Source organism: Siphonobacter sp. SORGH_AS_0500 (genome assembly GCF_002838835.1).
Classification (GTDB): Bacteria; Bacteroidota; Bacteroidia; order Cytophagales; family Spirosomataceae; genus Siphonobacter.
On sequence record NZ_NHPP01000001.1, the window covers coordinates 206937 to 231047 of the forward strand.

At 45.3% G+C, this 24111-nt stretch carries 18 protein-coding genes; 7 read left to right on the forward strand and 11 right to left on the reverse strand.

Annotated features, from left to right (window positions below):
* Nucleotides 1-82 precede the first annotated feature (82 nt).
* Together BWI96_RS00930 and BWI96_RS00935 are read left to right on the forward strand one after the other, a co-directional pair.
* Nucleotides 83-613 carry a HEAT repeat domain-containing protein gene (locus BWI96_RS00930; protein WP_198555106.1) on the forward strand — a complete coding sequence of 177 codons (531 nt, stop codon included), beginning with the start codon at nucleotides 83-85 and terminating at the stop codon, nucleotides 611-613.
* Nucleotides 614-674: 61 nt separating this feature from the next.
* Complete coding sequence (locus tag BWI96_RS00935) at nucleotides 675-1094, forward strand: hypothetical protein (protein WP_106634830.1); 420 nt, start codon at nucleotides 675-677, stop codon at nucleotides 1092-1094.
* A 156-nt stretch (nucleotides 1095-1250) separates the two neighbouring features.
* Here BWI96_RS00935 and BWI96_RS00940 read toward each other — a convergent pair whose 3' ends face one another.
* Together BWI96_RS00940 and BWI96_RS00945 are read right to left on the reverse strand one after the other, a co-directional pair.
* Entirely contained in the window at nucleotides 1251-1898 is a 648-nt protein-coding gene (locus BWI96_RS00940) for a DUF4279 domain-containing protein (protein ID WP_106634831.1), read from the reverse strand.
* A gap of 136 nt (nucleotides 1899-2034) precedes the next feature.
* Nucleotides 2035-2463: a helix-turn-helix domain-containing protein gene (locus BWI96_RS00945; RefSeq protein WP_106634832.1), complete on the reverse strand. Its 429-nt coding sequence runs from the start codon at nucleotides 2461-2463 to the stop codon at nucleotides 2035-2037.
* A gap of 91 nt (nucleotides 2464-2554) precedes the next feature.
* Here BWI96_RS00945 and BWI96_RS00950 point away from each other — a divergent pair, with 91 nt between their 5' ends.
* Nucleotides 2555-3298 carry an SDR family NAD(P)-dependent oxidoreductase gene (locus tag BWI96_RS00950; protein WP_106634833.1) on the forward strand — a complete coding sequence of 248 codons (744 nt, stop codon included), beginning with the start codon at nucleotides 2555-2557 and terminating at the stop codon, nucleotides 3296-3298.
* 196 nt (nucleotides 3299-3494) lie between these two features.
* On the opposite strand, the gene BWI96_RS00955 is transcribed toward BWI96_RS00950, so the two are convergent.
* From BWI96_RS00955 to BWI96_RS00965, 3 genes are all read right to left on the reverse strand, one after another.
* The gene (locus BWI96_RS00955) at nucleotides 3495-5075 is read right to left on the reverse strand and encodes a RagB/SusD family nutrient uptake outer membrane protein (protein WP_106635040.1); all 1581 of its coding nucleotides are present in this window, start codon (nucleotides 5073-5075) and stop codon (nucleotides 3495-3497) included.
* Nucleotides 5076-5086: 11 nt separating this feature from the next.
* Nucleotides 5087-8605 (reverse strand): TonB-dependent receptor, encoded by a 3519-nt coding sequence (locus tag BWI96_RS00960; protein WP_106634834.1) that lies wholly within the window; start codon nucleotides 8603-8605, stop codon nucleotides 5087-5089.
* A 660-nt stretch (nucleotides 8606-9265) separates the two neighbouring features.
* On the reverse strand, nucleotides 9266-9511 hold the full coding sequence (locus BWI96_RS00965) for a hypothetical protein (RefSeq protein ID WP_106634835.1): 246 nt from the start codon (nucleotides 9509-9511) through the stop codon (nucleotides 9266-9268).
* A gap of 207 nt (nucleotides 9512-9718) precedes the next feature.
* Here BWI96_RS00965 and BWI96_RS00970 point away from each other — a divergent pair, with 207 nt between their 5' ends.
* Nucleotides 9719-12202 carry a PIG-L family deacetylase gene (locus BWI96_RS00970; protein WP_106634836.1) on the forward strand — a complete coding sequence of 828 codons (2484 nt, stop codon included), beginning with the start codon at nucleotides 9719-9721 and terminating at the stop codon, nucleotides 12200-12202.
* Nucleotides 12203-12283: 81 nt separating this feature from the next.
* On the opposite strand, the gene BWI96_RS00975 is transcribed toward BWI96_RS00970, so the two are convergent.
* Nucleotides 12284-13111 carry a universal stress protein gene (locus BWI96_RS00975; protein ID WP_106634837.1) on the reverse strand — a complete coding sequence of 276 codons (828 nt, stop codon included), beginning with the start codon at nucleotides 13109-13111 and terminating at the stop codon, nucleotides 12284-12286.
* Between the two features lie 340 nt (nucleotides 13112-13451).
* Nucleotides 13452-15719: an aconitate hydratase gene (locus BWI96_RS00980; protein WP_106634838.1), complete on the reverse strand. Its 2268-nt coding sequence runs from the start codon at nucleotides 15717-15719 to the stop codon at nucleotides 13452-13454.
* A 285-nt stretch (nucleotides 15720-16004) separates the two neighbouring features.
* On the opposite strand from BWI96_RS00980, the gene topA reads away from it, so the two are divergent.
* The 3 genes from topA to BWI96_RS00995 all read left to right on the forward strand — a co-directional run bounded on the left by topA (nucleotide 16005) and on the right by BWI96_RS00995 (nucleotide 20995).
* On the forward strand, nucleotides 16005-18515 hold the full coding sequence (gene topA, locus BWI96_RS00985; RefSeq protein WP_106634839.1) for a type I DNA topoisomerase: 2511 nt from the start codon (nucleotides 16005-16007) through the stop codon (nucleotides 18513-18515).
* Between the two features lie 75 nt (nucleotides 18516-18590).
* Nucleotides 18591-19274, forward strand: coding sequence for an NAD-dependent deacylase (locus tag BWI96_RS00990; protein ID WP_106634840.1), 684 nt, complete (start codon nucleotides 18591-18593; stop codon nucleotides 19272-19274).
* Nucleotides 19275-19375: 101 nt separating this feature from the next.
* A complete protein-coding gene (locus BWI96_RS00995; RefSeq protein WP_106634841.1) occupies nucleotides 19376-20995 on the forward strand; it encodes a S8 family peptidase in 1620 nt (539 codons plus the stop codon).
* 256 nt (nucleotides 20996-21251) lie between these two features.
* Here the strand turns inward: BWI96_RS00995 and BWI96_RS01000 are convergent, their stop codons facing one another.
* The 4 genes from BWI96_RS01000 to BWI96_RS01010 all read right to left on the reverse strand — a co-directional run bounded on the left by BWI96_RS01000 (nucleotide 21252) and on the right by BWI96_RS01010 (nucleotide 24103).
* Complete coding sequence (locus tag BWI96_RS01000; RefSeq protein WP_106634842.1) at nucleotides 21252-21836, reverse strand: TetR/AcrR family transcriptional regulator; 585 nt, start codon at nucleotides 21834-21836, stop codon at nucleotides 21252-21254.
* A 46-nt stretch (nucleotides 21837-21882) separates the two neighbouring features.
* Nucleotides 21883-22701, reverse strand: coding sequence for an N-acetylmuramoyl-L-alanine amidase-like domain-containing protein (locus BWI96_RS01005; protein ID WP_106634843.1), 819 nt, complete (start codon nucleotides 22699-22701; stop codon nucleotides 21883-21885).
* Between the two features lie 68 nt (nucleotides 22702-22769).
* On the reverse strand, nucleotides 22770-22925 hold the full coding sequence (locus BWI96_RS23080) for a hypothetical protein (protein ID WP_369804031.1): 156 nt from the start codon (nucleotides 22923-22925) through the stop codon (nucleotides 22770-22772).
* Complete coding sequence (locus tag BWI96_RS01010; protein ID WP_369804032.1) at nucleotides 22910-24103, reverse strand: MFS transporter; 1194 nt, start codon at nucleotides 24101-24103, stop codon at nucleotides 22910-22912. The genes BWI96_RS23080 and BWI96_RS01010 overlap by 16 nt, the downstream gene beginning before the upstream one ends.
* Nucleotides 24104-24111 lie beyond the last annotated feature (8 nt).

Below are 24111 nucleotides of genomic sequence, written 5' to 3' on the forward strand. Positions count from 1 at the left end.
GATAGCTTTCGGATTGCAAATCCGAAAAAGCGGAGAGTATTCTGAATTTGGGAACACTACAAAATACCCATATGTTTAATCCTTGGATTCAAAGTTTAAAAAAAATACTGTAATGTTTGATTTTAACAAATTTTATAAAGGATTATTAAGTAGAACCAACTATTTTAATAATTATTGGGGACAATTTCCAGAAGGGATGTTAGTTCGATTCAAAGAGCAAACACTTTCTTTATTGAAAGAAAATGTAGCAAATAAAGATAAAAAGGGTTTAGCTTGTACAGTTGCTGTGCTTTGTTGGGATGGGGCAGATGAAGACTATACAGATATTTTACTTCATCTTTTGGATGAGAAATGGCATATTTCTGAAGAAGACATTGTTAGTGTACTTGAGTTTATTAAAGATCCTAAAAGTGTAGATAAATTATATGAAGTTGCAGTTGATGTTCCTGATTATGATGAAATGCGTGCATTAGCTAAAAAATGTATTTACGCTTTAGGGGCAGTTAATACCCCTGAAGCAATACAGAAATTAAAGCTGCTAGAAGAATCTGATGATCTAATTATAAAAGAGAATGCAACTTTTCAACTTGAGCAGTGTCTTAAAAATAATTAATTTACATTATTTTTTGTAGCAAATTAGAAAGAGCGGAGACCTAAGATAAATTATTATAGCAATGGAACAATTTAGAAAGGATTTGTTTTTTAAGGAATATGGCTACCATATATCTCTTCAGCCCATATCTACCCATGAAAAATTATTCTTAGAGGATTTTTTTAGAAATCAATACGGTATGAATTCAAATAATAGTCTTTTTAAAGATCTAGTAGATAGATTATTCAACAAAAGAAAATATGGTGGCATTAATACTTCTGCTGAATTAGAAGCTGTTTTAAAAGATTTAGCGTTACTAAAAGATACAGAGGTATTCGTTATCTGGAATTACCCCAACGAAATAGATAAATTTGCTTTAGCTTATCTGTTACAATACTGGGAAGACATTTGGTTTAGTGTTTCCGATGAAGCCATCGGCATGTTCTTTCCTATGAAAAGTAGGATGATTGTAATCACTCACTATGATGTAGTTTATTATTAATTTTCTACTTCGCTTGAAATAAGAAACAGCTTATAAACTATGATTTTTGTTTAGGATGCTCCACAAAAAACAAAGTACTAATTCACAGTAAATGAATTCAAATTATATGCTTGTGGTTCGCCTGAAATTTAAGTTAAACTGTCAATAGTAGTAATTTTAATCTTTAAAACTTTTACCTCCAACGCAAAGGTCAAAATTTATTCCTAAACCTAAATCACTCATTCTTTTTAATGCATTGGTATCAATATGCGGACCTCCAAGCATACTATTACCATTATGCATCTCCATTGTGACTTGAATATATCCACCAGCATTTCTTACAAGATGCTTTGTCCCTTCCCTATCGCTTTCTAAAAAGTCTAAAAGCTTTTTCAGTTTGTCTTCAAACTCATCTGGTTCAGGGTTAGGTTCGAAAAAAATTGTACTTTCTTCCCAAAATCCAGTTCCCTTTTTATCTCCTTTATTTCTTCCATCCGTAGAGTCGAGAAACGTCATTGTAGCAAGTTCTTCTAAGTTGAATTTAGCAGAGTCTGCCCTAAAAGATACGCAATTGTGAGCTTCGGTCCCGATGCTGATTATGTCATTCGTTACAATGTCGATATAAATGGCAAAGTAAAATCTTTCGTTAAATACAGGTAAATAAGCAATAATTAGTTCCCCTTTTTTCTCACGGTCAATTCGATCAATTTTTAGATTACCGTCAATATAAATAGGGATATGAATTTCAAGATATTGCTCCGTTACTCCGAGCGTCTTCTCTTTAAATTCTTTTTCTATTAATTCTATTACTTGCTGATCAGTCATATTGTTACAGCTAATGTTTGGACATTGCTAGAGGCCTGTATTTTCAATACCATACCCTTACCTGTCCATTCCTGAGACCCAAGTGAAACATTACCTTATTACTCTTACCGACCTTTACTTGATAAGGTGCTTCATTTCACGTTAACTCATGCGAACGCCGGTCCTCTCTTAATTTATCCTGAAGCTCCATAATCGCCTTTTTTTTATTTTGCCTGATCCGTTCAAGCCAAGTCTTGGGGCCTCCGTCGGGGTTATATCTGGAACCCCAATCTAGAAACTCTACCATGGCTGGCACCAGCTCAATGCCTTTTTCCGTGATCAGATACAGGAATTTGGACGCATTTTTGGGCGACGTTACTTTGGAAACAATCCCTTCTTCCAATAATAGGTTCAACTTCTCGGTAAGGACAGCTGAAGATATTTTCTCGTCCGAAGCCCGAAACTCCAGAAACGAATTCTTCCCGTTGAACATAATGTCCCTCAAGATCAGAAACATCCATTTATCACCAAAAATTTCAACCGAATAATTGATGGGACAAGTTGATCTTCTCTCGCTAGTTTTCATTCTATTTTCATTAAAAGTAGTTTATTTTTCAAACTACTTTAGCTAGATTTGTAGTTCGGAAAACAAACTGCTAATATAGCTAAAATTAACTATGGACTTTACAGGTAAGAACGTCATTATTACTGGTGGTACTACGGGTATTGGATTCGCCACGGCAAAAGCATTCATCGAATCAGGGGCCAACGTGTGGATCACTGGGAGAAATGCTGAAAATCTCCAAAAAGCGAGTAACCAAATACAAAGCCCAAAACTGACCACTGTCGTGTCGGACACTTCCCAACTTGCAGGTATTGCGGCGTTGGAACAAGCGTTCGCAAAGACCGGAAACAAGCTGGATGTTCTCTTTCTGAATGCAGGAATCGGAGTTTTTGAACCCATTATAGAAGTTACCGAAGCAAATTTTGACTCTCAGTTTAACACAAATGTGAAAGGGCATTTTTTCACATTGCAACAATTCATTCCTCACTTGGCGGATGGTGCGTCCGTACTATTCACTTCATCAACTGCTGCTACTGCTGCCAACCTCGGAACCAGCATCTATTCCGCAACGAAGGGAGCACTGAATAAAATTGCTCAAATCGCAGCTAATGAGCTGGCTGATAGAAAAATACGCGTTAACATCATCAGCCCGGGGCCCATTACCACACCAGGTCTGGCTACTGTCATCCCTTCGGAAGCACAAGGTATGCTGGCGGGTGCTACCGCCTTGCAAAGGCTTGGAGACCCCGATGAAATTGCTAAAACAGTCCTGTTCCTGGCATCTGATGCAGCCAGCTTTATCACCGGAGCTGAGATTGTAGCGGATGGTGGTTATCTTACTTATGCATTAAAATAAACTGACATGTATTTTTCATGTCAGTCGAAGAAAGTGATTGTATCTAAAAGAAGGCAGATCCGATGGTCTGCCTTCTCCTTTTAACTATGATTGATTTAAGTCAGCTCAGATTACAAATCCCTTACAGATGGCTTTCGGATTGCAAATCCGAAAGAGCGGAGTTGATCTAAGTCAGCTCAAAATTCGTTTCTATCCACTACCATCCACTATTCTGCGTCAAATTCGGATTTGCGTCCCGCTGCGACTGAGGCACGGGGTATATTTCAAATTTAGCATCGTAGGGTGGTAAGGTGCTATTAATGATCTGCTCGGGTTTAATGGCCGCCATTTCCTCTTTCAAAGTGCCCCAGCGACGAATGTCGTAAATGGTGGTTAACTCTCCGGTTAACTCCAGACGCCGCTCCCGACGAATGGCCTGTCGTAAATCAGCTACCGAGCTAGCCTGCACTGTCGAAGCTTTCGCCCTGGTTCGTACGCGGTTCAGCAAGGGCAAAGCCTGAGCCGTCTGATTCGTTTCGTTTAAAGCTTCGGCTAGTAAGAGTAACACATCCGAAAATCGTAACTCGATCAAATCGGAGCTATACCCTTGAGCCGCTGCTCCCGAAGGCCGGGCTACGCGAGCCAGTTTTCCGTAGGCCAGTCCACATTCAAAATTACTTTGCAGAAAGATTTCTCCCGTTCGTTTCACGTAATAATGCCGCGTTGTGGGGTTATACACAATGCTGTCTCCCGGTTCAGCACCGCCGTTTGCCACACCCTTGAATACATACCGATCTACGAGGGTGAAATCCCGACGCGTATCGGTGCGTTCGTAAAGGCGGTACAAATCGTACGTTAATCCGTAACTCGTCTGTTCATCTCCATTCACTAACCCACGCGGGAAAAGATTAAAGGGAAAGATGTTACCGTTTGGATTCGAAGAGTTAATAAAGTAGCCAAAGGATAACACCAGCTCTTTATTCCGTTCATTATCCAGCGAAAAGATCGATTCAAAGTCATCCATAAGTCCAAGGTTATACTTGGCCTCATTAGCCGTTCCGACCACTTCCTGCAACTTGGCCGCCGCCCGCTGGTAATATTCCGATTGATTTAAGGGTTGACCGGCCATCTGCATGTATACTTTCCCTAACATGGCCTTCACCGTTCCTGCCGAAACCCGACCGAGGTTTTCTCCCGTCCACTGATTGGGTAAATTCGCTTCGGCAAACGTTAAATCTTCAATAATAGCGGTATACACTTCTTCCACCGATGCCCGGGGAGCATAAATCAAGTCCCGATCATTCAGAGAAGTAATTTCACGCAAAATCAGAGGAACGCCGCCAAAATCCCGCACGAGATTGAAGTAAGCGTATCCACGCAGAAAACGAGCTTCGGCAATGTAAGGAGCTGCTGTCGAGTCCTGATTAACTGCCGACCGAGCGTTATCAATGACAATATTCGCCCGATAAATCACCCGATACATTCGCGTCCAGACGGCATCGAAAGCCCCCGCCGAAGGTAAGTGCCCAAACCGATAGTAAGGGTCGGCTCCAGGACCGAGGATGCCCCCTGTGGAATAGCGATGTCCTGATTCACTTAATAAAAAGCGGCTCCAGACGTCACTAAAATTCGGTGCCGACCAGATCTGGTACACCCCTAGCGTTGCCTTATTTAGTCCGTCTTCATTACTGAAAACCTGTTCTTTAGAAATGGACGAGAACGGTTCTTCATCCAGGGCATTTCGACAGGAAGAAAGTCCGATTAGTAAGGTAAATCCTAAAAGCAGTCTATTTTTCATGGATTGGCTCATTAAAAGTTGCAGGAAAGACCGAACGTATACGAACGCTGGGCCGGATATGCTCCGTAGTCAATTCCCTGCTGCAATAAGGACTGATTGAATGAACTTACTTCAGGATCGAATCCTGTATAGTTGGTAATGGTCAACAAGTTGGTTCCCGTTACAAAAAGGCGGAGGTTTTTAACGGGTCCCAACGTAGGAAAACCGTAGGAAAGCGTCAGCATTTTCAATCGGGCGAAGCTACCATCTTCCAGCATGACCGAGTTAATATCGCTCGATCCAATGCCTCGTTGGGTACTTGGGTAACGAGGGTTGTTATGAGGATTGGAAGGGGTCCAGCGGTTAGTATACCAATCCTGGGTCTGGTTGAAAATAACTCCCGCGTAATCTACCAGCCCATTATTGAGGTAAAAACGAGTGAGATTTAGTACGTCATTCCCCACGGACCCGGTGAAAAATGCGGTTAATCCGAAATTTTTCCAGGTAAAGTCAGTGTTCCAGCCAAATGTAAAATCAGGATTGGATTTGCCCAGAACCTGTCGGTCATCAGCCGTAATTTTTCCGTCTCCGTTCAAATCCTGATACTTCCAGGTTCCCGGAATCTGATCACTTAAGATTCCGTAAGGATAATTGGGCGTTCCTTCTGAATCAAAATCGCCGGGCTGGGCCAGACCCACAATTCGGTTTCCAAAAAACAAGCCCACTTCCCGACCCGGAATCAGAATACCCGAGGTTCCGCCCAGCAGGTTTCCACTGATGTTCACGTAATCTGGCGTGGTTCGTTCGCCCAGATCCAGCAGCGTCGTTACGTTATGGGAAACGTTCAGTCGAGTCGATAGAGTCAAGCTTTTCTTTTGAATAATAGTTGCCTGAATGCTAACCTCTACCCCCCGGTTTCGCATGGAACCATAATTATCCAGAATAGAACTCACACCCGATTGTGAAGGCAGGGTACGGGGTTGCAACAATCCCAGTGTTCGTTTTTCGTAATAGTCAACGCTGAAATTCAGTCGCTCATTAGCTGAACTAAAGTCAATCCCCGCGTTTAACTGTCGCGTCCGTTCCCAGGAAAGATTCGGGTTACCAATGGTTGTGGAATACAAACTGGTCGCAATGTTACCTTCCTGCCCCATCTGGTAAAACCCGCTGTAGAACTGCGTTAGTGAAGAATACGCTCCAATAGCCTGGCTACCCGTTTCCCCGAACGAACCCCGAAGTTTGGCGTTCGAAACAAAGCGAACGTTTTTCATGAAGTTCTCTTCATTGAGATTCCAGGCCACCCCTACCGATGGGAAAAATCCATACTTTTTGTTAGCCGCAAAGGGCGAAGCTCCATCCAGACGTAACGAAGTATTCAGCACATACTTACCGTTGAACGTATAGTTAACCCGGGCGAAAGCCGATTGGATGGTTCGGTTTTCCTTGAATGATCCAATATTCTGATTCTGAGCACTACCAATGTTATCTACTCCGAACTCAGGAATTGCATAACCCGTAGAATTGGTGTTGAGTAACTCCACAATCTGCTGGTTATATTCTACCCCAAGCGTTGTGTTAAGGTAATGTTTATTAGCAAAATTGTTTTCATACAGGAAATAGGAATTCAGGTTATAGCTATACGTATTCGCCAGGGTATTGCTGCCGCTCCCATTCGAGGCATATCCCTCCGCCGTGGTGGGGGGCAGAAAAACTTTCCGACGCGTCAGGTTCTGATTCGTACCTACGCTTACCACCAATTGCAGCCCTTTCACAATTTTGAACCAGTTTTCCAGGTTCAGAATGGAGTAATCATTGAGCGAAACATCCGTTTTGGACATCAACTCATTGTAAGGATTGGCGAAGTAATAACCCGAATAATTGGGAATTCCGGCACTGTTGAAGCCCAGGTAATCTAGACCAAGCGTCGGTGGTGCTTTCAATCCATCCAGTAACCCACCCGAACTCGGCCAGGCTTTAGAAGACGTAATGGCCCGGTTGGATTGCTGACGGACCAGCGAAAGCTGAGCTTTCACGGTGTACCAATCAGTAATATCGCTGTTAATATTAGCCCGAAAACTTCCCCGATTGTTATTGGAATTAATGATCGTTCCGCGTTCGTGGAGGTAATTGGTGGAAAGGTAAAAGGATGTTTTAGGTCCTCCACCCGAAACGCCTACCGTAATATCCTGCCGAAAACTAGGTTGGGTAATCGCCTTTACCCAATCGGTGCTGGGCATAGTAGCGTTGATGTCCGTGAAGGCCGGAGGTCGGTTCGTCAAGGCGTAAGATTCGTTAATGACTTCCGCATACTGCCGACTGTTCATCATCTGGATCGGATTGGCGATTTGTCCAAACGACGTTCGATTGACTAATTCTACCCGTCCTTCGCCCCGCTTGCCACTTTTGGTTGTAATCAGAATCACCCCGTTAGCCCCCCGTGAACCATAAATCGCCGTCGCTGAAGCATCTTTTAATACTTCCATGCTTTCAATATCGTTCGGGTTAATGCCGTACAACCCGTTCTGAGCGTAAGCTCCCGTAAAATTGGCGGAAGCTTCGCGGTAAGGCGGCATTGGAAATCCATCGACGACATAAAGCGGCTCGTTATTGCCGCTCAAGGAGTTATTACCCCGAATCCGAACGACGGTAGAAGCACCCGGTTCCCCCGACGATTCCGTTACCTGCACGCCCGTCGTCCGTCCCTGCAAGGCCTGATCAATGGTATTAACCACCGCCGTTTTTATCTCCGTTGCAGATACCCGGGAAGTGGCACTGGCAAGGTCCCGTTTGTTTTGCGTACCGTACCCTACCACCACGACTTCTTTCAACGCTTTTACATCCGGCCTCATCGAAACATTAATCGTACTTAGATTTCGAACGGGCTGTTCCTGGGGTTGATATCCAGTAAAACTGAAGACTAAAATGGATTGAGCGTTCGGCACTTTAACCTGATACGTCCCATCAACCGCCGTAATGGTCTGAATCTTCGTGTTTTTTACGGTAATTCCAACACCGGGTAAGCCCCCCGCTTTTTCATCCGAAACTTTTCCTCTGACGACTTTCCCACCCGGTAGGCTATCCGTAGCAGCATTTTGAAGCGGTGGTGGTGTAGACAATGAATCTGCTTTGGCCGGTGTTTGAGTAGGTTTGGGAACCGTATCCTGCTTGACCGCCGGGATGGGTACCGAATCTTGCTGAAGTACACTCCTTCGGGGAGCGGTAGTATCTGGTTTAGCGGTTGGTCTGACGGGAGGCCGATTAACGGAGTCAGGCTTGCTCATCGGAACCGACGTTGTATCGGGCTTTGTTTTGGGTTTAACTAGCGTGTCTGGTTTTACCGCAGGTCGGGCCGGAACCGGAATGGTATCTGACGTAATGATCGGAACAGAAGTAGTATCAACCCTAGGTCTGCTAAGGGTGTCTGGCGGTGTTTGCTGAGCCTGGCTTTCCGTATAACTCATCACACACAAGGCCAGTATACTCATTCGTTTACAGTAATAACTCACTCCGGTAGCGTGCAGAGTAAGCCATAAAGGTTGACGCTTTTTCATACGTTAATAATAGAGACTGAATATTCCCTGATCCTTTTATTAAGCGAACCTGTTGTGGTCTGTATACTGACACAACGGCATTATTTCAGTCTTTATAAAAGGCTGATGTGTACTTGTTCAAAGAGAATTGAATTCGGTGTAGGGCCTTGATTAATATTCAGAAATTCTAAATATTATCGTTACTCGAAAGAAAATGATACTAGTACTTAGATAGATTTTTAAAGGCTTATTTCATCTTAAAAAAAGTATTCCAGTTCCGTACCAATACTTTATTTCGATTTAATAAAAAGTTTTATTATTATCTATTTTCAATAAAATTTCCATTTAACTATCTATTATACAGCATATTATATATACATATACAATAATTTAATTTCAAAAATCTATTTATAGCTTATTTTACTATCGCGTTTATTTAGCTTAACTAATCTTGTATTAAAAAGTGCAATACATGGAAATTGACTAGAAATGAGATTTTTCTTTCTTATTTCAATCCCTAACAATTTCTGGAGCAAGATTCTACTTCATTCCTACTCTACCTGCCATTACACGTTATATAATCTCCTGATAAAATAAAAAAAGAGGAAGCGATTGGTATCGCTTCCTCTGCTATTGAGATTAAGTAGGTATCTTCTGATTCTTCTGTACTTATCAATTCACTTACCTCCGATTACGTAAGGCCACGGCTACACGTTGCTGAACGCCCGTTTGGTGGTGCATAATTTTAGAAGCCGTTGAGCGGGCAATTTTGCGTTCACGAATAAACACGTGTACAGCAGCCAGGATACTTAATGCAATTATGATCGACGCCGCCATTCTGATTGGGGTTACTTTTTCATTCGTAGTGGATTGATGAAATACTGCGTAGATGAGCAATCCCAGGATGGCAATACAGACGAAGATCATACAATTTGACGGTTAGTGTTTTGGTATTTTCAAAGTTAAACAGATTTCCGACAATCCAAAGATATAATTCAATTTATTGTTAGTTAAATACATATTAATTAACAGTTATTAATTTGTAATCGGCTTTCGTCGCAACAACGGGCTTAGTTTGCCCATACTTTGGTACATTTAAGCTCCCTTATCTACTAATAACCTGAGCAATTTTCAATGAGGCTTCGTTTTTCACTCTTCGCTCTAATCCTGTTTGTTTATACTGTCGGGTATGCTCAAATACCCAAACCGCTCCCTCCGGGGGAAATTCTTCTCAATCTCAAAAAGCTCAATGTACTGGGGTCTGTGCTCTACGTAGCCGCTCACCCAGACGACGAGAACACCGTTATGCTGTCCTGGCTGGCTAAAGAACGGCTGGCCCGAACGGGTTACCTGTCGCTCACTCGCGGCGATGGGGGCCAAAACCTGATTGGCAGCGAACAGGCCGACTTAATGGGTTTGATTCGTACGTATGAGTTATTGGGAGCCCGTGCCATTGATGGTCCTGAGCAATACTTCAGTCGGGCCAACGACTTTGGTTTTTCCAAGAATACCGAAGAAACATTGGACGTCTGGGGAAAGAATGCCGTGCTGGCCGACATCGTTTGGCGAATTCGTAACTTCCGTCCCGATGTCATGATCTGCCGCTTCCCTCCCGATCCGAGAGCAGGCCACGGGAATCACTCGGCTTCGGCTTATCTGGCCGAGGAAGCCTTCAAAATGGCAGGTGATCCTACCCAATTCCCCGAACAACTCAAGTTTGTAAAGCCCTGGCAGCCCAAACGGATCCTATGGAATACGTTTGCGTTCGGTATAAACCCGGCCCAGCGACCCAGCGAAGGTAGTTGGATTTCGGTTGAAATTGGTGGGTATAATCCATTGTTGGGTATCTCTTATCCCGAACTGGCGGCAGAAAGTCGTTCCCAACATAAATCCCAGGGATTCGGCGTTGCCAAATCGCGTGGACTGAAAATTGAGTACCTCGTTCATAAAAACGGAGATAAAGCAACGAAAGATCTGTTTGATGGGGTGGAGACAAGCTGGAAACGCGTGAAGGGCGGCGAAGCTGTGCAACGCGTTATTACCCAGGCAATTCAGGAATTCAAGCCCGAACAGCCTTCGGCTATTGTCCCCCTGCTGGTTCAGGCCTATCAATTGGTTGATAAGCTAGATGATGCCTACTGGAAAGAGCAAAAGAAGAAAGAGTTATCACAGCTCATCGTGGCTTGTGCCGGACTTTACTACGAAAGTAATCCTTCGAAATTTGCTGTAGCCGGAGGAGAAGGCATTACCCTCACCACAACGATTATCAAACGCTCAGACATACCCGTCACTTTAAAATCGGTGCGTTTCAAAGGTTTTCAGAAAGATACAATGCTTCATCTTTCGCTGCCTGATAATGAATTACAACGCCTCAGTAACAGCTTTACCATTCCTCTCAATCAGCCCATTACACAGCCGTATTGGCTACTACAGCCCAAAATGAGCAAAGGTATGTATCGGGTGGATGAGTTAGCCATCAATGGCTTACCCGAAAAACCTGCTGATTTCCAGACGGAGTTTTCGGTGGACATTAATGGTCTTCCCCTGACGCTTCAGGTTCCGGTTACCTACAAATACACCGACGCCGTTCGCGGTGAGTTATACCGTCCCTTTGAGGTTCGTCCGGTCTTTACGGCAACCCCTTCTGATAAAGTGCTGGTTTTCCCGGACGGTCAGCCCAAAAGTTATAGTGTGATGCTCAAGGCTTCAAAGGCGAATGTATCGGGTCAGGTTAGTCTGGAGTTACCGAAAGGATGGAGGTCTGAACCGACTCAGATTCCGGTTGATTTTACTACCAAGTTTCAGGAACAGACGGTTACCTTCCAGCTAATTCCTCCGAAAGAAGCTTCAGACGCTAGCGTAAAAGTGGTCGTGAAAACAACGGATGAAGTTTCTTCGCGGGGGCTTTACGAAATTGGGTATGAGCACATTCCTCCGCTGGCGGTTTTTCCCGCCGCCGAAACCAAACTGGTGCGGTTAGCCATTCAGAATAAGGCTAAAACCATTGGGTATATTCCCGGAGCAGGTGATGAAATTCCGGCAGCTTTACGTCAGATGGGCTGTTCCGTAACCCTCCTGGGTGAAAAAGAATTAACCGGATCATTAGCAGCATACGACGCCATTGTGGTGGGTGTTCGGGCCTACAACGTGAACCCTCGCATGAACTATTACCAGCCGCGTTTGATGGAATACGTAAAGAATGGCGGTACACTGATCGTTCAGTATCAGGTTAATTCAGGCATTCAGCCCCTGGAAAAAGGCATGGGCCCCTATTCTTTCCATTTATCCAAAGATCGGGTAACGGTAGAAGAAGCGGAGATGCGTTTGCTTCAACCCAACCATCCGATTGTCAATACACCTAATAAAATAACTGATGCCGACTTTAAAGGCTGGGTTCAGGAACGTGGCTTGTACTTCGCCGATGAGTGGGCTCCAGAGTATCAAACCATTTTCAGCAGTAACGATCCCAATGAACAGCCTCTGAACGGTGGGATGCTGGCCACACAGTACGGCAAAGGCTGGTATGTTTTTACAGGTTATGCTTTTTTCCGGCAGTTGCCCGCCGGTGTTCCCGGGGCGTACCGATTGTTTGCTAACCTGATTTCTTTAGGGAAGTAATCCTTATTGATAGATCCCCGTTAATGAAAAAAGACGTGACCGAACAGTCACGTCTTTTTTCATTATACACGAGCAATTGAACTACTGCTGCACCAGTGTTAATACGGGCACTTCGGAATGGTTAACCACCTTTTCGGCAATGCTGCCATGAAACCAGTGACTCAGTCCCGTGCGGCCATGCGTGTACAAAGCGATTAAATCGGCATTGATTTCTTCGGCATAACGGATAATTCCGGCTTCTTCACTTACGGCGTCAATAATCGCGTAGGAATACGATTCCAATTTCAAATCAACGGCCAGCTCGGTCATGTCTTCTTCGAGGTCATCAAAACTACGATCCAGGTAACCCGTATTTACCGTCAGGAAGTGTGGATGAGCTTTTCGAACATCCGCAAAGGCAAAGAAGGCATGCAAGGCTTTGGTATTCGTAAAATCCGTTGGAAACAGTACTTTCTGATAGGCAATCGGTTCTGCATTCTTGATAATCAAAACCGGGCATTTGGCATACCTTACCACCCGCTCGGCATTGGAACCTGTGGTTTTCTCCTTCCAGCCCGTAGCTCCTTCCGAGGCCATTACAATCAAATCGGCTTTACTGGAAGCAATGGTTTCGCCGATAGTGCTCATTTGCCGGTTCACAATGGCTGATATGGGCACCTGATGATACTTGGGCTGGTCTAACAGGCAACGCAGTCGATTTTCGATAGATTCTACGCGTTCCTCAAAGGCATCATCCATGTCCTGATCCCAACTTCCTTCAGCATGAGCGTCCATTAATATAGGTTCGGGATATTTCACAACTCCCAACAATAAAATGGAAGCCTGAACGGGAATAGCCAGATCAACAGCCCGGTCAAGGGCTTTCAGGGAAAGGGGACTAAAGTCTGTAGGAACCAATATCGTTTTCATTTCATCAGGCGTTTATATCTACTTCAAAACAACAAGATCAGCCTGATTATGCGAATGCGATTTACTACCTTCGGCAGGTAATAAATGTCATTTTTTAGTTGATGCTTTTTGTAGATTATACACCTACCAAAGCCTTTGTAATGCTACCAGCGGATCAGCCAGAGTATCTAGCATCACTAACCCTCCATACCGCTACCAGCCTTTCTGCTGGTAGCAACCACCTTAGGACCAAGAAACTAAGCAGATATCAAAGTGTTGTTGCCAGCGGATTCACAGGGTTACCATGAAAAAGACCCCGACCAAGGCCGAGGTCTTTTTACTATTCATACGTCAAGTACAATTAAGCTCCTACGCCACGACGGATGATATTGAGAGCCCCACCAGCCTTGAACCACTCGATTTGAGCCGCGTTATAAGTGTGATTCACTGGGAATGTCTCCGTAGAACCATCAGCGTGATTCAGCACGATTGTTAATTGCTTGTCGGGAGCAAATTCCGTCAATCCTACGATGTCGATGGTGTCGTCTTCAAGGATTTTATCGTAATCGGCAGGATCTGCAAAAGTCAGGGCTAACATGCCTTGTTTCTTCAGGTTAGTTTCATGGATACGGGCGAAAGATTTCACCAGAATCGCACGAACGCCTAAGTGACGAGGTTCCATGGCCGCGTGCTCGCGGGAAGAACCTTCACCGTAGTTCTCATCTCCTACCACGATCGATCCAATACCGGCTGCTTTGTACCCACGCTGAACGCCGGGAACCGTTCCTACTTCGCCCGTGAGCTGGCTCTTCACTTCGTTCGCCTTATCGTTGAAGAAGTTGGTAGCACCAATCAAGAGGTTGTTGGAAATATTATCCAGGTGACCGCGGAATTTTAACCAGGGACCCGCCATGGAGATATGATCCGTTGTACATTTCCCTTTAGCTTTGATTAACAGCTTCAGGCCCGTAATGTCCGTTCCTTCCCAAGGCGTGAAAGGCTCCAGTAATTGCAGACGATCTGAAGTAGGAGAAACAATAACCTGAACCGTAGACCCATCTTCAGCCGGAGCCTGGTAACCAGCGTCTTCTACTGCAAAACCACGGGGAGGTAACTGTAGTCCCTGCGGTTCATCGAATTTCACTGCCTGGCCTTCCTCGTTTACTAACGTATCCGTCATGGGATTAAACGTAAGGTCACCTGCGATGGCGAAGGCCGTTACGATCTCTGGAGAGGCTACGAAAGCGTGCGTGTTGGGGTTACCATCATTACGTGATTTGAAGTTCCGATTAAACGACGTAATGATCGAATTTTTTCTGGTAGGGTCCTGCGTGTGACGAGCCCACTGACCGATACAAGGTCCACAGGCATTGGCCATTACTACAGCACCCATCGTATCAAAAATGCCGATGAAGCCGTCCCGTTCGATGGTAAAACGAACTAACTCTGAACCGGGAGTAATCGTATATTCAGCTTTTGCCTTCAGCTTCTTGTCAACTGCCTGTTGAGCCACGCTAGCCGCACGGCTGATGTCTTCGTAAGACGAGTTGGTACAGGAACCGATCAAACCTACTTCTAATTCAGCAGGCCAGTTGTTTTCTTTCACTGCCTGAGCAAATTTAGAAAGGGGCCACGCTAAATCCGGCGTGAATGGACCGTTGATATGTGGTTCCAGCGTATCCAGATTCAGTTCCAGTAGCTGATCATAGTATTTTGCAGGATCAGCGTATACTTCCTCATCCGAACGGAGGTATTCAGCCACGTCGTCAGCCAGTTCAGCTACGTCCGCCCGGCTGGTACCTCTCAGGTATTCCGACATTTTAGGGTCATAAGCGAAGATGGAAGTCGTTGCTCCGATTTCAGCACCCATGTTACAAATCGTTGCTTTACCCGTAGCGGAAAGGCTTTCTGCCCCTTCACCGAAGTATTCAACGATGGCACCCGTACCCCCTTTTACTGTTAACTGACCCGCTACCCAGAGGATCACGTCCTTAGCAGAGGCCCAGCCACTCAGCTTACCTGTCAGTTTTACCCCAATCAATTTAGGTTGTTTCAATTCCCAGGCCAAACCTGCCATTACGTCACAGGCATCTGCACCACCTACCCCAATCGCAACCATACCCAGACCACCAGCGTTAGGAGTGTGAGAATCCGTACCGATCATCATACCACCGGGGAACGCGTAGTTTTCCAAAACTACCTGGTGAATAATACCAGCTCCGGGTTTCCAGAAACCTACTCCATATTTATTTGATACCGAAGAAAGGAAATCAAATACTTCCTTCGATTGTTGCACTGCATTTAAAAGGTCTTCTTTTGCTCCTACTTTTGCCTGAATCAGGTGGTCACAATGCACCGTTGAAGGAACCGCAACCTGAGGACGTCCGGCCTGCATAAACTGCAATAAAGCCATCTGAGCCGTCGCATCCTGCATAGCTACACGGTCAGGAGCGAAATCAACGTAGTCTTTACCACGCAGATATTCTCTTTCCAGAGGATTTTCCCACAAGTGGGTATATAAAATTTTCTCTGAAAGAGTTAGCGGACGACCTAGTACTTGCCGAGCGGCGGCCACTCGTTCTGGCATCCGGGCGTACACGGCCTTAATCATTTCAATATCAAAAGCCATCGTTTTATATAGTAAGCGTTAAAATAAATTAAGGAACAGTTTCAGCCCCAAAAATACGGGCCAAGTAGGGCTGATTCTTGGCTAATAGCTTAAAAATCGTGGTCAAATATTATACTTTTCACGATTTTCTTGCTATTAAAAACTCGTTCACTGGCATGAGTTTTATATATTTTCAACTATTATAACGGACAATAAGTTTATTATTCCTTAAGATCTAATTGCATCTGTTTAAAATTTTGTCCTTTACTTTGGCACACGCTTCCCATACACCTATAACCGAAACATATGGCTAAGAAGAACCTCGTCATCGTAGAGTCTCCGGCGAAGGCAAAGACCATTGAGGGTTACTTGGGGGCTGATTTTCAGGTAAAATCGAGCTTTGGACACGTCCGCGATTTACCTGATAAAGGCCTTGCAATTGACATCAAAAATGGCTTTTTACCGACGTACGAAGTCTCTCCCGAAAAAATAAAAGTGGTCAACGAACTGCGTCAACTGGCAAAATCTTCGCAAGAAGTTTGGCTGGCAACTGACGATGACCGTGAAGGAGAAGCCATTTCCTGGCACCTGAAAGAAACCTTAGGATTACCCGACACTACGAAGCGAATTGTGTTTCGGGAAATTACTAAAACTGCCATACAAAAAGCGATTCAAAGCCCCAGAACGATCAACATTGATCTGGTGAATGCCCAACAGGCTCGCCGGGTGCTAGACCGTCTGATTGGTTTTGAGTTATCGCCGGTTCTGTGGGAAAAAGTAAAGCGTGGCCTTTCAGCCGGTCGTGTACAGTCGGTGGCGGTTCGCCTCGTTGTCGAGCGTGAGCGTAGCATCGACCAGTTCCAAACCAAGTCCAGCTTTAAAGTGACCGCCCAATTTTTACTCGAAGGCGGAAAAGTACTGAACGCGGAGTTACCCAAGAATTTCGAAACGGAAGATCAGGCCCGGGCATTTCTCGAAAAATGTAACGGAGCTACGTTTACCATTCGGAATATGGAAACCAAACCGGCTAAAAAATCGCCGGCTCCTCCGTTTACGACTTCTACTCTTCAGCAGGAAGCCAGCCGCAAGCTGGGTTATTCGGTGGCCTCAACCATGCAGATCGCCCAGAAACTGTACGAAGCAGGGAAGATCAGTTATATGCGTACGGATTCGACCAACCTGAGTGAGGAAGCTCTGGCGAAATCCAAAACCTCAATTACCGATCAATTTGGTGAAAAATACTCGCAACAGCGACGCTACAAAACCAAAAACGACTCGGCCCAGGAAGCTCACGAAGCCATCCGTCCGACTGATTTTTCAGTTCCATCTGCCGGCGAAACCCGTCAGGAACAACGCCTTTATGAATTAATCTGGAAACGGGGAATCGCCTCACAAATGGCCGATGCCCAACTAGAGCGTACCACTGCAACTATTGGCATTTCTACTACTTCAGAAGAATTAGTCGCTCAGGGCGAGGTCATTAAATTTGACGGTTTCCTAAAGGTTTATCTAGAGTCGAAGGATGATGAGGATGAAGAAAGCAAAGGAATGCTTCCTCCTTTAACCATCGGTCAAATGCTGAATCTGGATACGCTGAAAGCCACCGAACGCTTTACGCGGCCACCGGCTCGGTTCACGGAAGCAAGTTTGGTGAAGGAACTGGAGGAACGCGGCATTGGTCGTCCTTCTACCTACGCTCCGACCATTTCCACGATTATCAAACGCGAATATGTCGTTAAGGAAGATCGTCCCGGCAAGGAGCGTAATTTTCAGGAGCTGACGCTAAAAGACCAGAAGATTACCGTCAAGACCAATAAAGAAAATTACGGCACGGAAAAAGCCAAGTTATTCCCAACGACCATCGGTATGATTGTGAATGACTTTCTGGTGGATAATTTTGATAATGTCGTTGACTTTAAATTCACGGCAGAGGTTGAAGAAGAATTTGACAAGATTGCCGACGGCCAGATTCAGTGGCAAAGCATGATTGACAACTTCTATAAATCTTTCCATCAAACCATTGAGCAAAGTTCAAGTGCTGAACGCAGTTCCGTAAAATCGGCCCGTGAGTTAGGCGTTGACCCTAAATCTGGAAAAACCGTCTCAGTTCGGCTGGGTAAATACGGTCCTTTTGCTCAGTTGGGCGATTCCAAAGAAGATCAGAAACCTCAATACGCCCCTCTTCCCAAGGATAAGTTACTCGAAAGTATTACCCTGGAAGAAGCCATCGAGTTATTCAAGTTACCCCGCGTAGTGGGTGAATTGGAAGGGAAAGAGCTACTTGTTAACATTGGGAAACTTGGTCCTTACATCAAATTTGATGAGAAGTACTATAACCTCAGCGAAGGCGACGATCCTTATACCATTGACGAAGAACGAGCCATCGCAGTCATTCAGGAACGCCGGGCGGCGGAAGCTTCCGATGCCATTGGCGAATTTGAGGGTCAGCCCGTTACCAAAGGCAAAGGTCGTTTTGGTCCTTACGTAAAGCACAGTGGTAAATTCTATTCCCTCACCCGTGGCATCAGCCTGGAGACGGTAACGCTGGAAGAAGCCATTACGATTATCCAGAATAAGCGAACGGCGGAAGCGAACAAGGTTATTAAAGAATTCCCTGAAAACGCGACGGTGAAGGTACTGAATGGTCAGTATGGCCCTTACATTCAGATTGGAAAACGGAACGTTAAAATTCCAAAAGGTACTGACCCGGCTACGTTAACCCTTGAGCAATGCCTGGAACTGGGTGGCGAAACCGCCGCTCCGGCAGCCGAGAAAAAGCCTGCTACGCGTAAGAAGGCGTCTACGGCTAAGAAGTAACTTTATGATTTACCATTCCTGCTGCCAGCTCCTATGTGCTGGCAGCAGTGGTTATAAGCAATAAGCTTTGATCCTATGAAAAAGCTGGTCGTTTTAAGTGGTGCCGGAATTTCGGCGGAGAGCGGTATCAAAACCTTCCGGGATTCGGACGGACTTTGGGAAAATTACCGGATTGAAGACGTCGCCACACCAGAGGCCTGGCTTCGAAACCCTGAACTTGTACTGGATTTTTATAACCAGCGAAGAAAACAGGCCCTCACGGCAGAGCCCAACGAAGCCCACCGGATTCTGGCGGATCTACAGGAACATTTTGACGTACAAATCATTACTCAAAACGTTGATAACCTGCATGAACGAGCGGGCAGTAAAAAGGTATTGCATCTGCACGGAGAGCTTTTCAAAGTTCGGTCCACCCACAATCCTGAGTTAATTTATGAGCTGGATGGTTGGGAACTGAAGACGGGAGATTTGTGCGAAGCAGGCAGTCAGTTACGTCCGCACATTGTCTGGTTTGGGGAGGAGGTTCCAGCGATGATAGAAGCGATTCCCATGTGCGAAGAAGCGGATATTTTTGTAGTCGTAGGGACATCTCTGCAAGTGTATCCGGCGGCTGGTTTAGTGGATTATGTTTTCTCCAGTGTACCTGTTTTCGTAATTGATCCGCAATCACCAAAAGTTTCTCGCCGAAAAAACGTTACTTACATTCAGGAAACCGCAAGTTTAGGAATGCAGATGCTTAGAAGCCAATTAATCCAATAGCTTAACCTTTTACTTTTAACACTATTTAGGAAGTATCCCCTGGATTTTTCTGGATCTGAATGGGGTTCTATTGATCGAACATTTTATCAACACGAATACATATGCGTAAATGGTTCATTCCGGTAGCCATTCTGGCTGCTCACCTGGCAACGGCTCAATCTCAGGCCCCCGTTACGGAACCCGTACAACTGAAAGCTCCCGCCAACTGGTTTAATTTAGATTATGACGCGGATAAAGTTCGTGGAGTTAGTACGGAGAAAGCCTATGAGTTACTGAAAAAACGGAAGTCCAGCCCCGTGATTGTCGGAGTTATTGACTCGGGTATTGATGTCAATCATGAAGACTTAAAGTCTAAAATCTGGACCAATCCCAAGGAAGTTGCGGGGAACGGAAAAGATGACGATCATAACGGCTACGTGGATGATGTAAATGGCTGGAGCTTTTTGGGTAATAAAAACGGACAAAACATTGATAAGGAAAGTCTGGAATTAACCCGGGAATACGGAAAGTATAAAAAGCTATTTGGCGATAAAACCGAAGCCGACATTCCGGCTGACCAGAAGGAGGCTTTTACGTATTATCAGGAATTAAAAATTGCCTATAACGAAAAAGCTCAGGAATCACGGATGATGCTTCCGATGATCGACAACCTGCTGAAGACTTACAAAGACGCGGGTAACGTTCTGAAAGGCTATCTGAAGAAGGATAACTTTACGGCTGATGACATTGCCAAGATCGATAAATCAACGGTAGATAGTGCAGTGAAGAAAGCCATTGCGGCTTATGAACGCGGCTATCAGATGGGTTATAGCGAAAAAGACCTTCAGGAAGCGTATGATCATTACAAAACAGAAGCCGAGGTTCAGTTAAACCCCGATTTCAACGAACGGCAGACGATCATTGGCGATAACCCCGAAGATACCAAAGATCATAACTACGGTAATAATGACGTAATCGGACCTGACGCTCGCCACGGTACGCACGTAGCGGGTATCATTGGAGCCGACCGTTCCAATAACCTGGGTATGAAAGGGGTAGCTGATAACGTAAAAATCATGGTCGTGCGGGCGGTTCCTGATGGAGACGAACGTGACAAAGACGTAGCTAATGCCATTCGTTACGCCGTAGACAACGGTGCTCAGATTATCAATATGTCTTTCGGAAAAGCGTATTCTCCTCAAAAAGAGGCCGTTGATGAGGCGGTTAAGTATGCAGAATCGAAGAATGTTCTGTTAGTTCACGCAGCAGGTAACGAATCGCTGAATACGGACGTAGAACCCAACTACCCCAACCGTAAGCTGAAAGCAGGCGGTGAACCAGCGAACTGGCTGGAAGTAGGTGCCATCAGCCACGAAGCTAATAAGGTAGCCAGCTTCTCGAACTACGGCAAAAAAGGCGTGGACCTCTTCTCTCCCGGTGTTGCGATTTACTCGACAGTCCCCGGTTCAAAATACGAAGAGCTGGACGGTACCTCGATGGCCTCTCCCGTAGCAGCAGGCGTGGCAGCTTTAGTGAAATCTTATTTCCCTAAAATTTCGGCGGCTCAGTTAAAGCAATTATTGGTGGAATCAGCGACTAAATTTCCTACCCAACAGGTAAACTTACCCGGCGGTGAAGGTCAGGTACCTTTCGGAGATTTGTCTAACTCTGGTGGCGAAGTAAATGCCTATAATGCAATCAAACTGGCTTTGGAATGGGAAAAAGCAGGTAAGATCAAGTAATCTTATTGTGTTAGTATAAAAGGATGCAGGGCTCGCCAACTGGTGAGCCCTGCATCCTTTTTATACGTGTTAATTATAATAGTTATAGGCCCACCTGTCATTCAGAGCGAAGCGAAGAAGCTTACTGGATTGACTGGTAACTTCATTACTGGCAAGTGATGTTTCTTAAGGATAACGCTGGTGCGAGGTTCCATCTTGTTCCTAGCTTAATACTCTTAACCTTCCCAACAACCCCTAACTAACAACTAAAAACAAATTACTTCTTCAACCCATCCCAAACCGTGTTCACCGCCGTATTAAGAAGCATGATGTTCACCGATAAATCGCCAGAGAGTTTCATTTTCACTACGGCGGTTATGTTACCGTACACCATCCAGGCCATCAGTTTTGAAGAGATATCTTTGAGTTGGCCCGTATGGATTCCTCTTCTTAAAAACTCCCAGAGGGGTGTATAAAAGTTGAATACATCCTCCTTGGAATCTTTAGTCATGATGGGAGAATTGGCGTAATGCTCAATGAATAAAAATTGATCGGGATTAGTGACGTAATATTCATACAAGCCTAGAAAAACGCCTCGGAAACGATCTTTATACGGCTTCTGAGCATCATCCGACTCCGCAATGACCAGAGCAATTTTCTCCCGGTACATCGCAAAAAGTTCGTCGATGAGCTGTTCTTTACTCTCAAAATAATGGTAAATCGTTCCGGCGGCTACATTGGCGTGTTTTGCCACCATACTCATGGGCGTGGCATGAAATCCGTTTTTAGAAATCAGATCCAGCGTGGCTTCCAGAATTGCCGTTCGCTTGTCCTGCGGTCTTCCTGACTGTTTATTCATCATGTAAGCTTGAGTGTATAGGTCTACCCGGAGGATGAGGTTCTGTCAATCAGTAACTTAATCGGGCTACAATAATACCCGTCTGGTCTCGATGGCGAGCGAGATAATCCGCCAGTGGTTCCGAAGAAACAACCACTTTCTTTTGATCCGTCGAAGCATGTAATAAATGAATGCGTCCATTTCTCCGGTAAGCAAAACCTTCGTGAGACACATCCAGTCCAGCTTTAGCCGTTGTAATGCCAATGACATCACCCGTCTGCATTTTGGACTCAAGGACAGCGATCTTATTTTTCGGAATATAATAGTTGTTCACTGCATTTAACTCATTTTCAATTTTTTCTACGAGTTTAAATGCCTTTTCATCCGCCAACTGCACGTACAAATTGCGATGCTGGGTCATGAAATGAATGGGTTTATGATACGCTTCTCCGCCCCATTCTTCGGCCATCAACTTCGCTTCACCGTAGGTTTGGAGTTGTTGTAGAAACGAAGAAAAATAGTGTAACCGACTTCCGTACCCATTCACCTGCCCCTGGTAATACCGATAGTGGGCCAGGTTTTTCTGGAACTGTTCTATAGTTAGGCGATCCGTTTGAACCGAACGTGTGAAAGCCAGCACGTTTTCTACGAAAGTAGTGCAATCCAGTTCATGAAGATTGATAACTAGCTTCTCCTCTCCCGGCAGTTCCAGCGTTCGAGCTACGTAAGGAGTATTCTGAAAACTCAGAGCGATGCGGCCAGCGGTTTCTCCTGCCGTTACTCCTTTAGGAATATGGAGTTTCTGGGTAATGAGTTCTTCATCTTTCGAAAAAGAATTCAACGTCAGCACCAGTAAGCCCAGGACAGCAGTTTTCCAGAATGTAATCATGTGATGATTTAGATGTAAGCAGGTTCAAGAAGCCAGAAAGCTTTCTGAAAGTTCCGTTCTTAAAGAACTTACGACGGAAGTTTTGGTTTCAGATTTTCTTCATCGCTAATTCTCAGCGATAACAAACCCGCTATCATCAGTAAAACGCCGCCCATAACGATTACCTGAATGGGTTGCAAACCCAAAAAACGGGCCAGAGCGGCTAAACCTAAACTGGCGACCACCTGTGGTAATACAATGAAAAAATTGAAGACTCCCATAAAGAACCCCATCCGATCGCGGGTAAGCTTCCCGCCAGCATCGCGTAAGGAATGGAGAGAATACTCGTCCAGGCAATGCCTACGCCCGTCATAGACAGCAGAACCAGATTAGGGTCTTCTATAAAGTAAATCGAAATCAAGCCTAAGCCTCCTGCCGACAAACACAGCAGGTGCGTGACTTTTCGGCCCAGCTTACTCGCCATGTAGGGTAAGAATAAGGCAAATAAAGCCGCAACACCGTTATACATGGCCATTGCAATACCCACAAAATCAGCCCCTTCGTTATAGAGTTTGGATTGGGTATCGGTTGTTCCGTATAGGTGCTGAGTAACCGCGTTCGTCATGAAAATCCACATACAGAACAGCCCGAACCAGGTAAAAAACTGCACGGCTGCCAGTTGTTTCATCACCTTCGGCATTTGAAATAAACCCGAATACGCTTCTCTGAAAACGTCGGATAATCGAACGCGGGCGTGTTCCCGACGAAAGGCTTCCAAATCTTCCGGCGGATATTCTCTGGAAGTTAATACCGTATATAAAACGCAGACAAAAAAGACCGCCGCCCCGATGTAATAAGACCATCGCACGGCATCCGGGATTTTGCCAACATCGGCGGTATTACTGACACCAAAGGCCGAGAGAATGGCTGGTAAAGCCGAGGCTATGACGGCTCCAACCCCAATAAAAAAGCTTTGCATGGCAAACCCCGCCGTGCGTTGTTCGGAAGGTAACAAGTCGCCCACAAAAGCCCGAAAGGGTTCCATAGAAATATTAATGGAGGCGTCCATGAGCCACAGCACGGTTCCTGCCATCCACAACTCCGAGGAATTGGGCATCAGAATCAGAGCAAGCGAAGCCAATACCGAACCCAGAAAGAAAAAAGGTCGCCGACGACCCCAGGTCGTATGCCAAGTGCGATCACTCAGGTAACCAATCACGGGTTGTACGAGCATTCCCGTGATTGGTGCCGCAATCCAGAGGATGGGAATTTCATCGGCATTCGCTCCCAGCGTGGAAAAAATGCGGCTGGTATTGGCATTCTGCAACCCCAGGCCAAACTGTATGCCCATAAATCCAAAGCTCATGTTCCAGATTTGCCAGAACGATAATCGGGGTCGGTTCACAACGGAAGTATGGGTCATACCGCAGG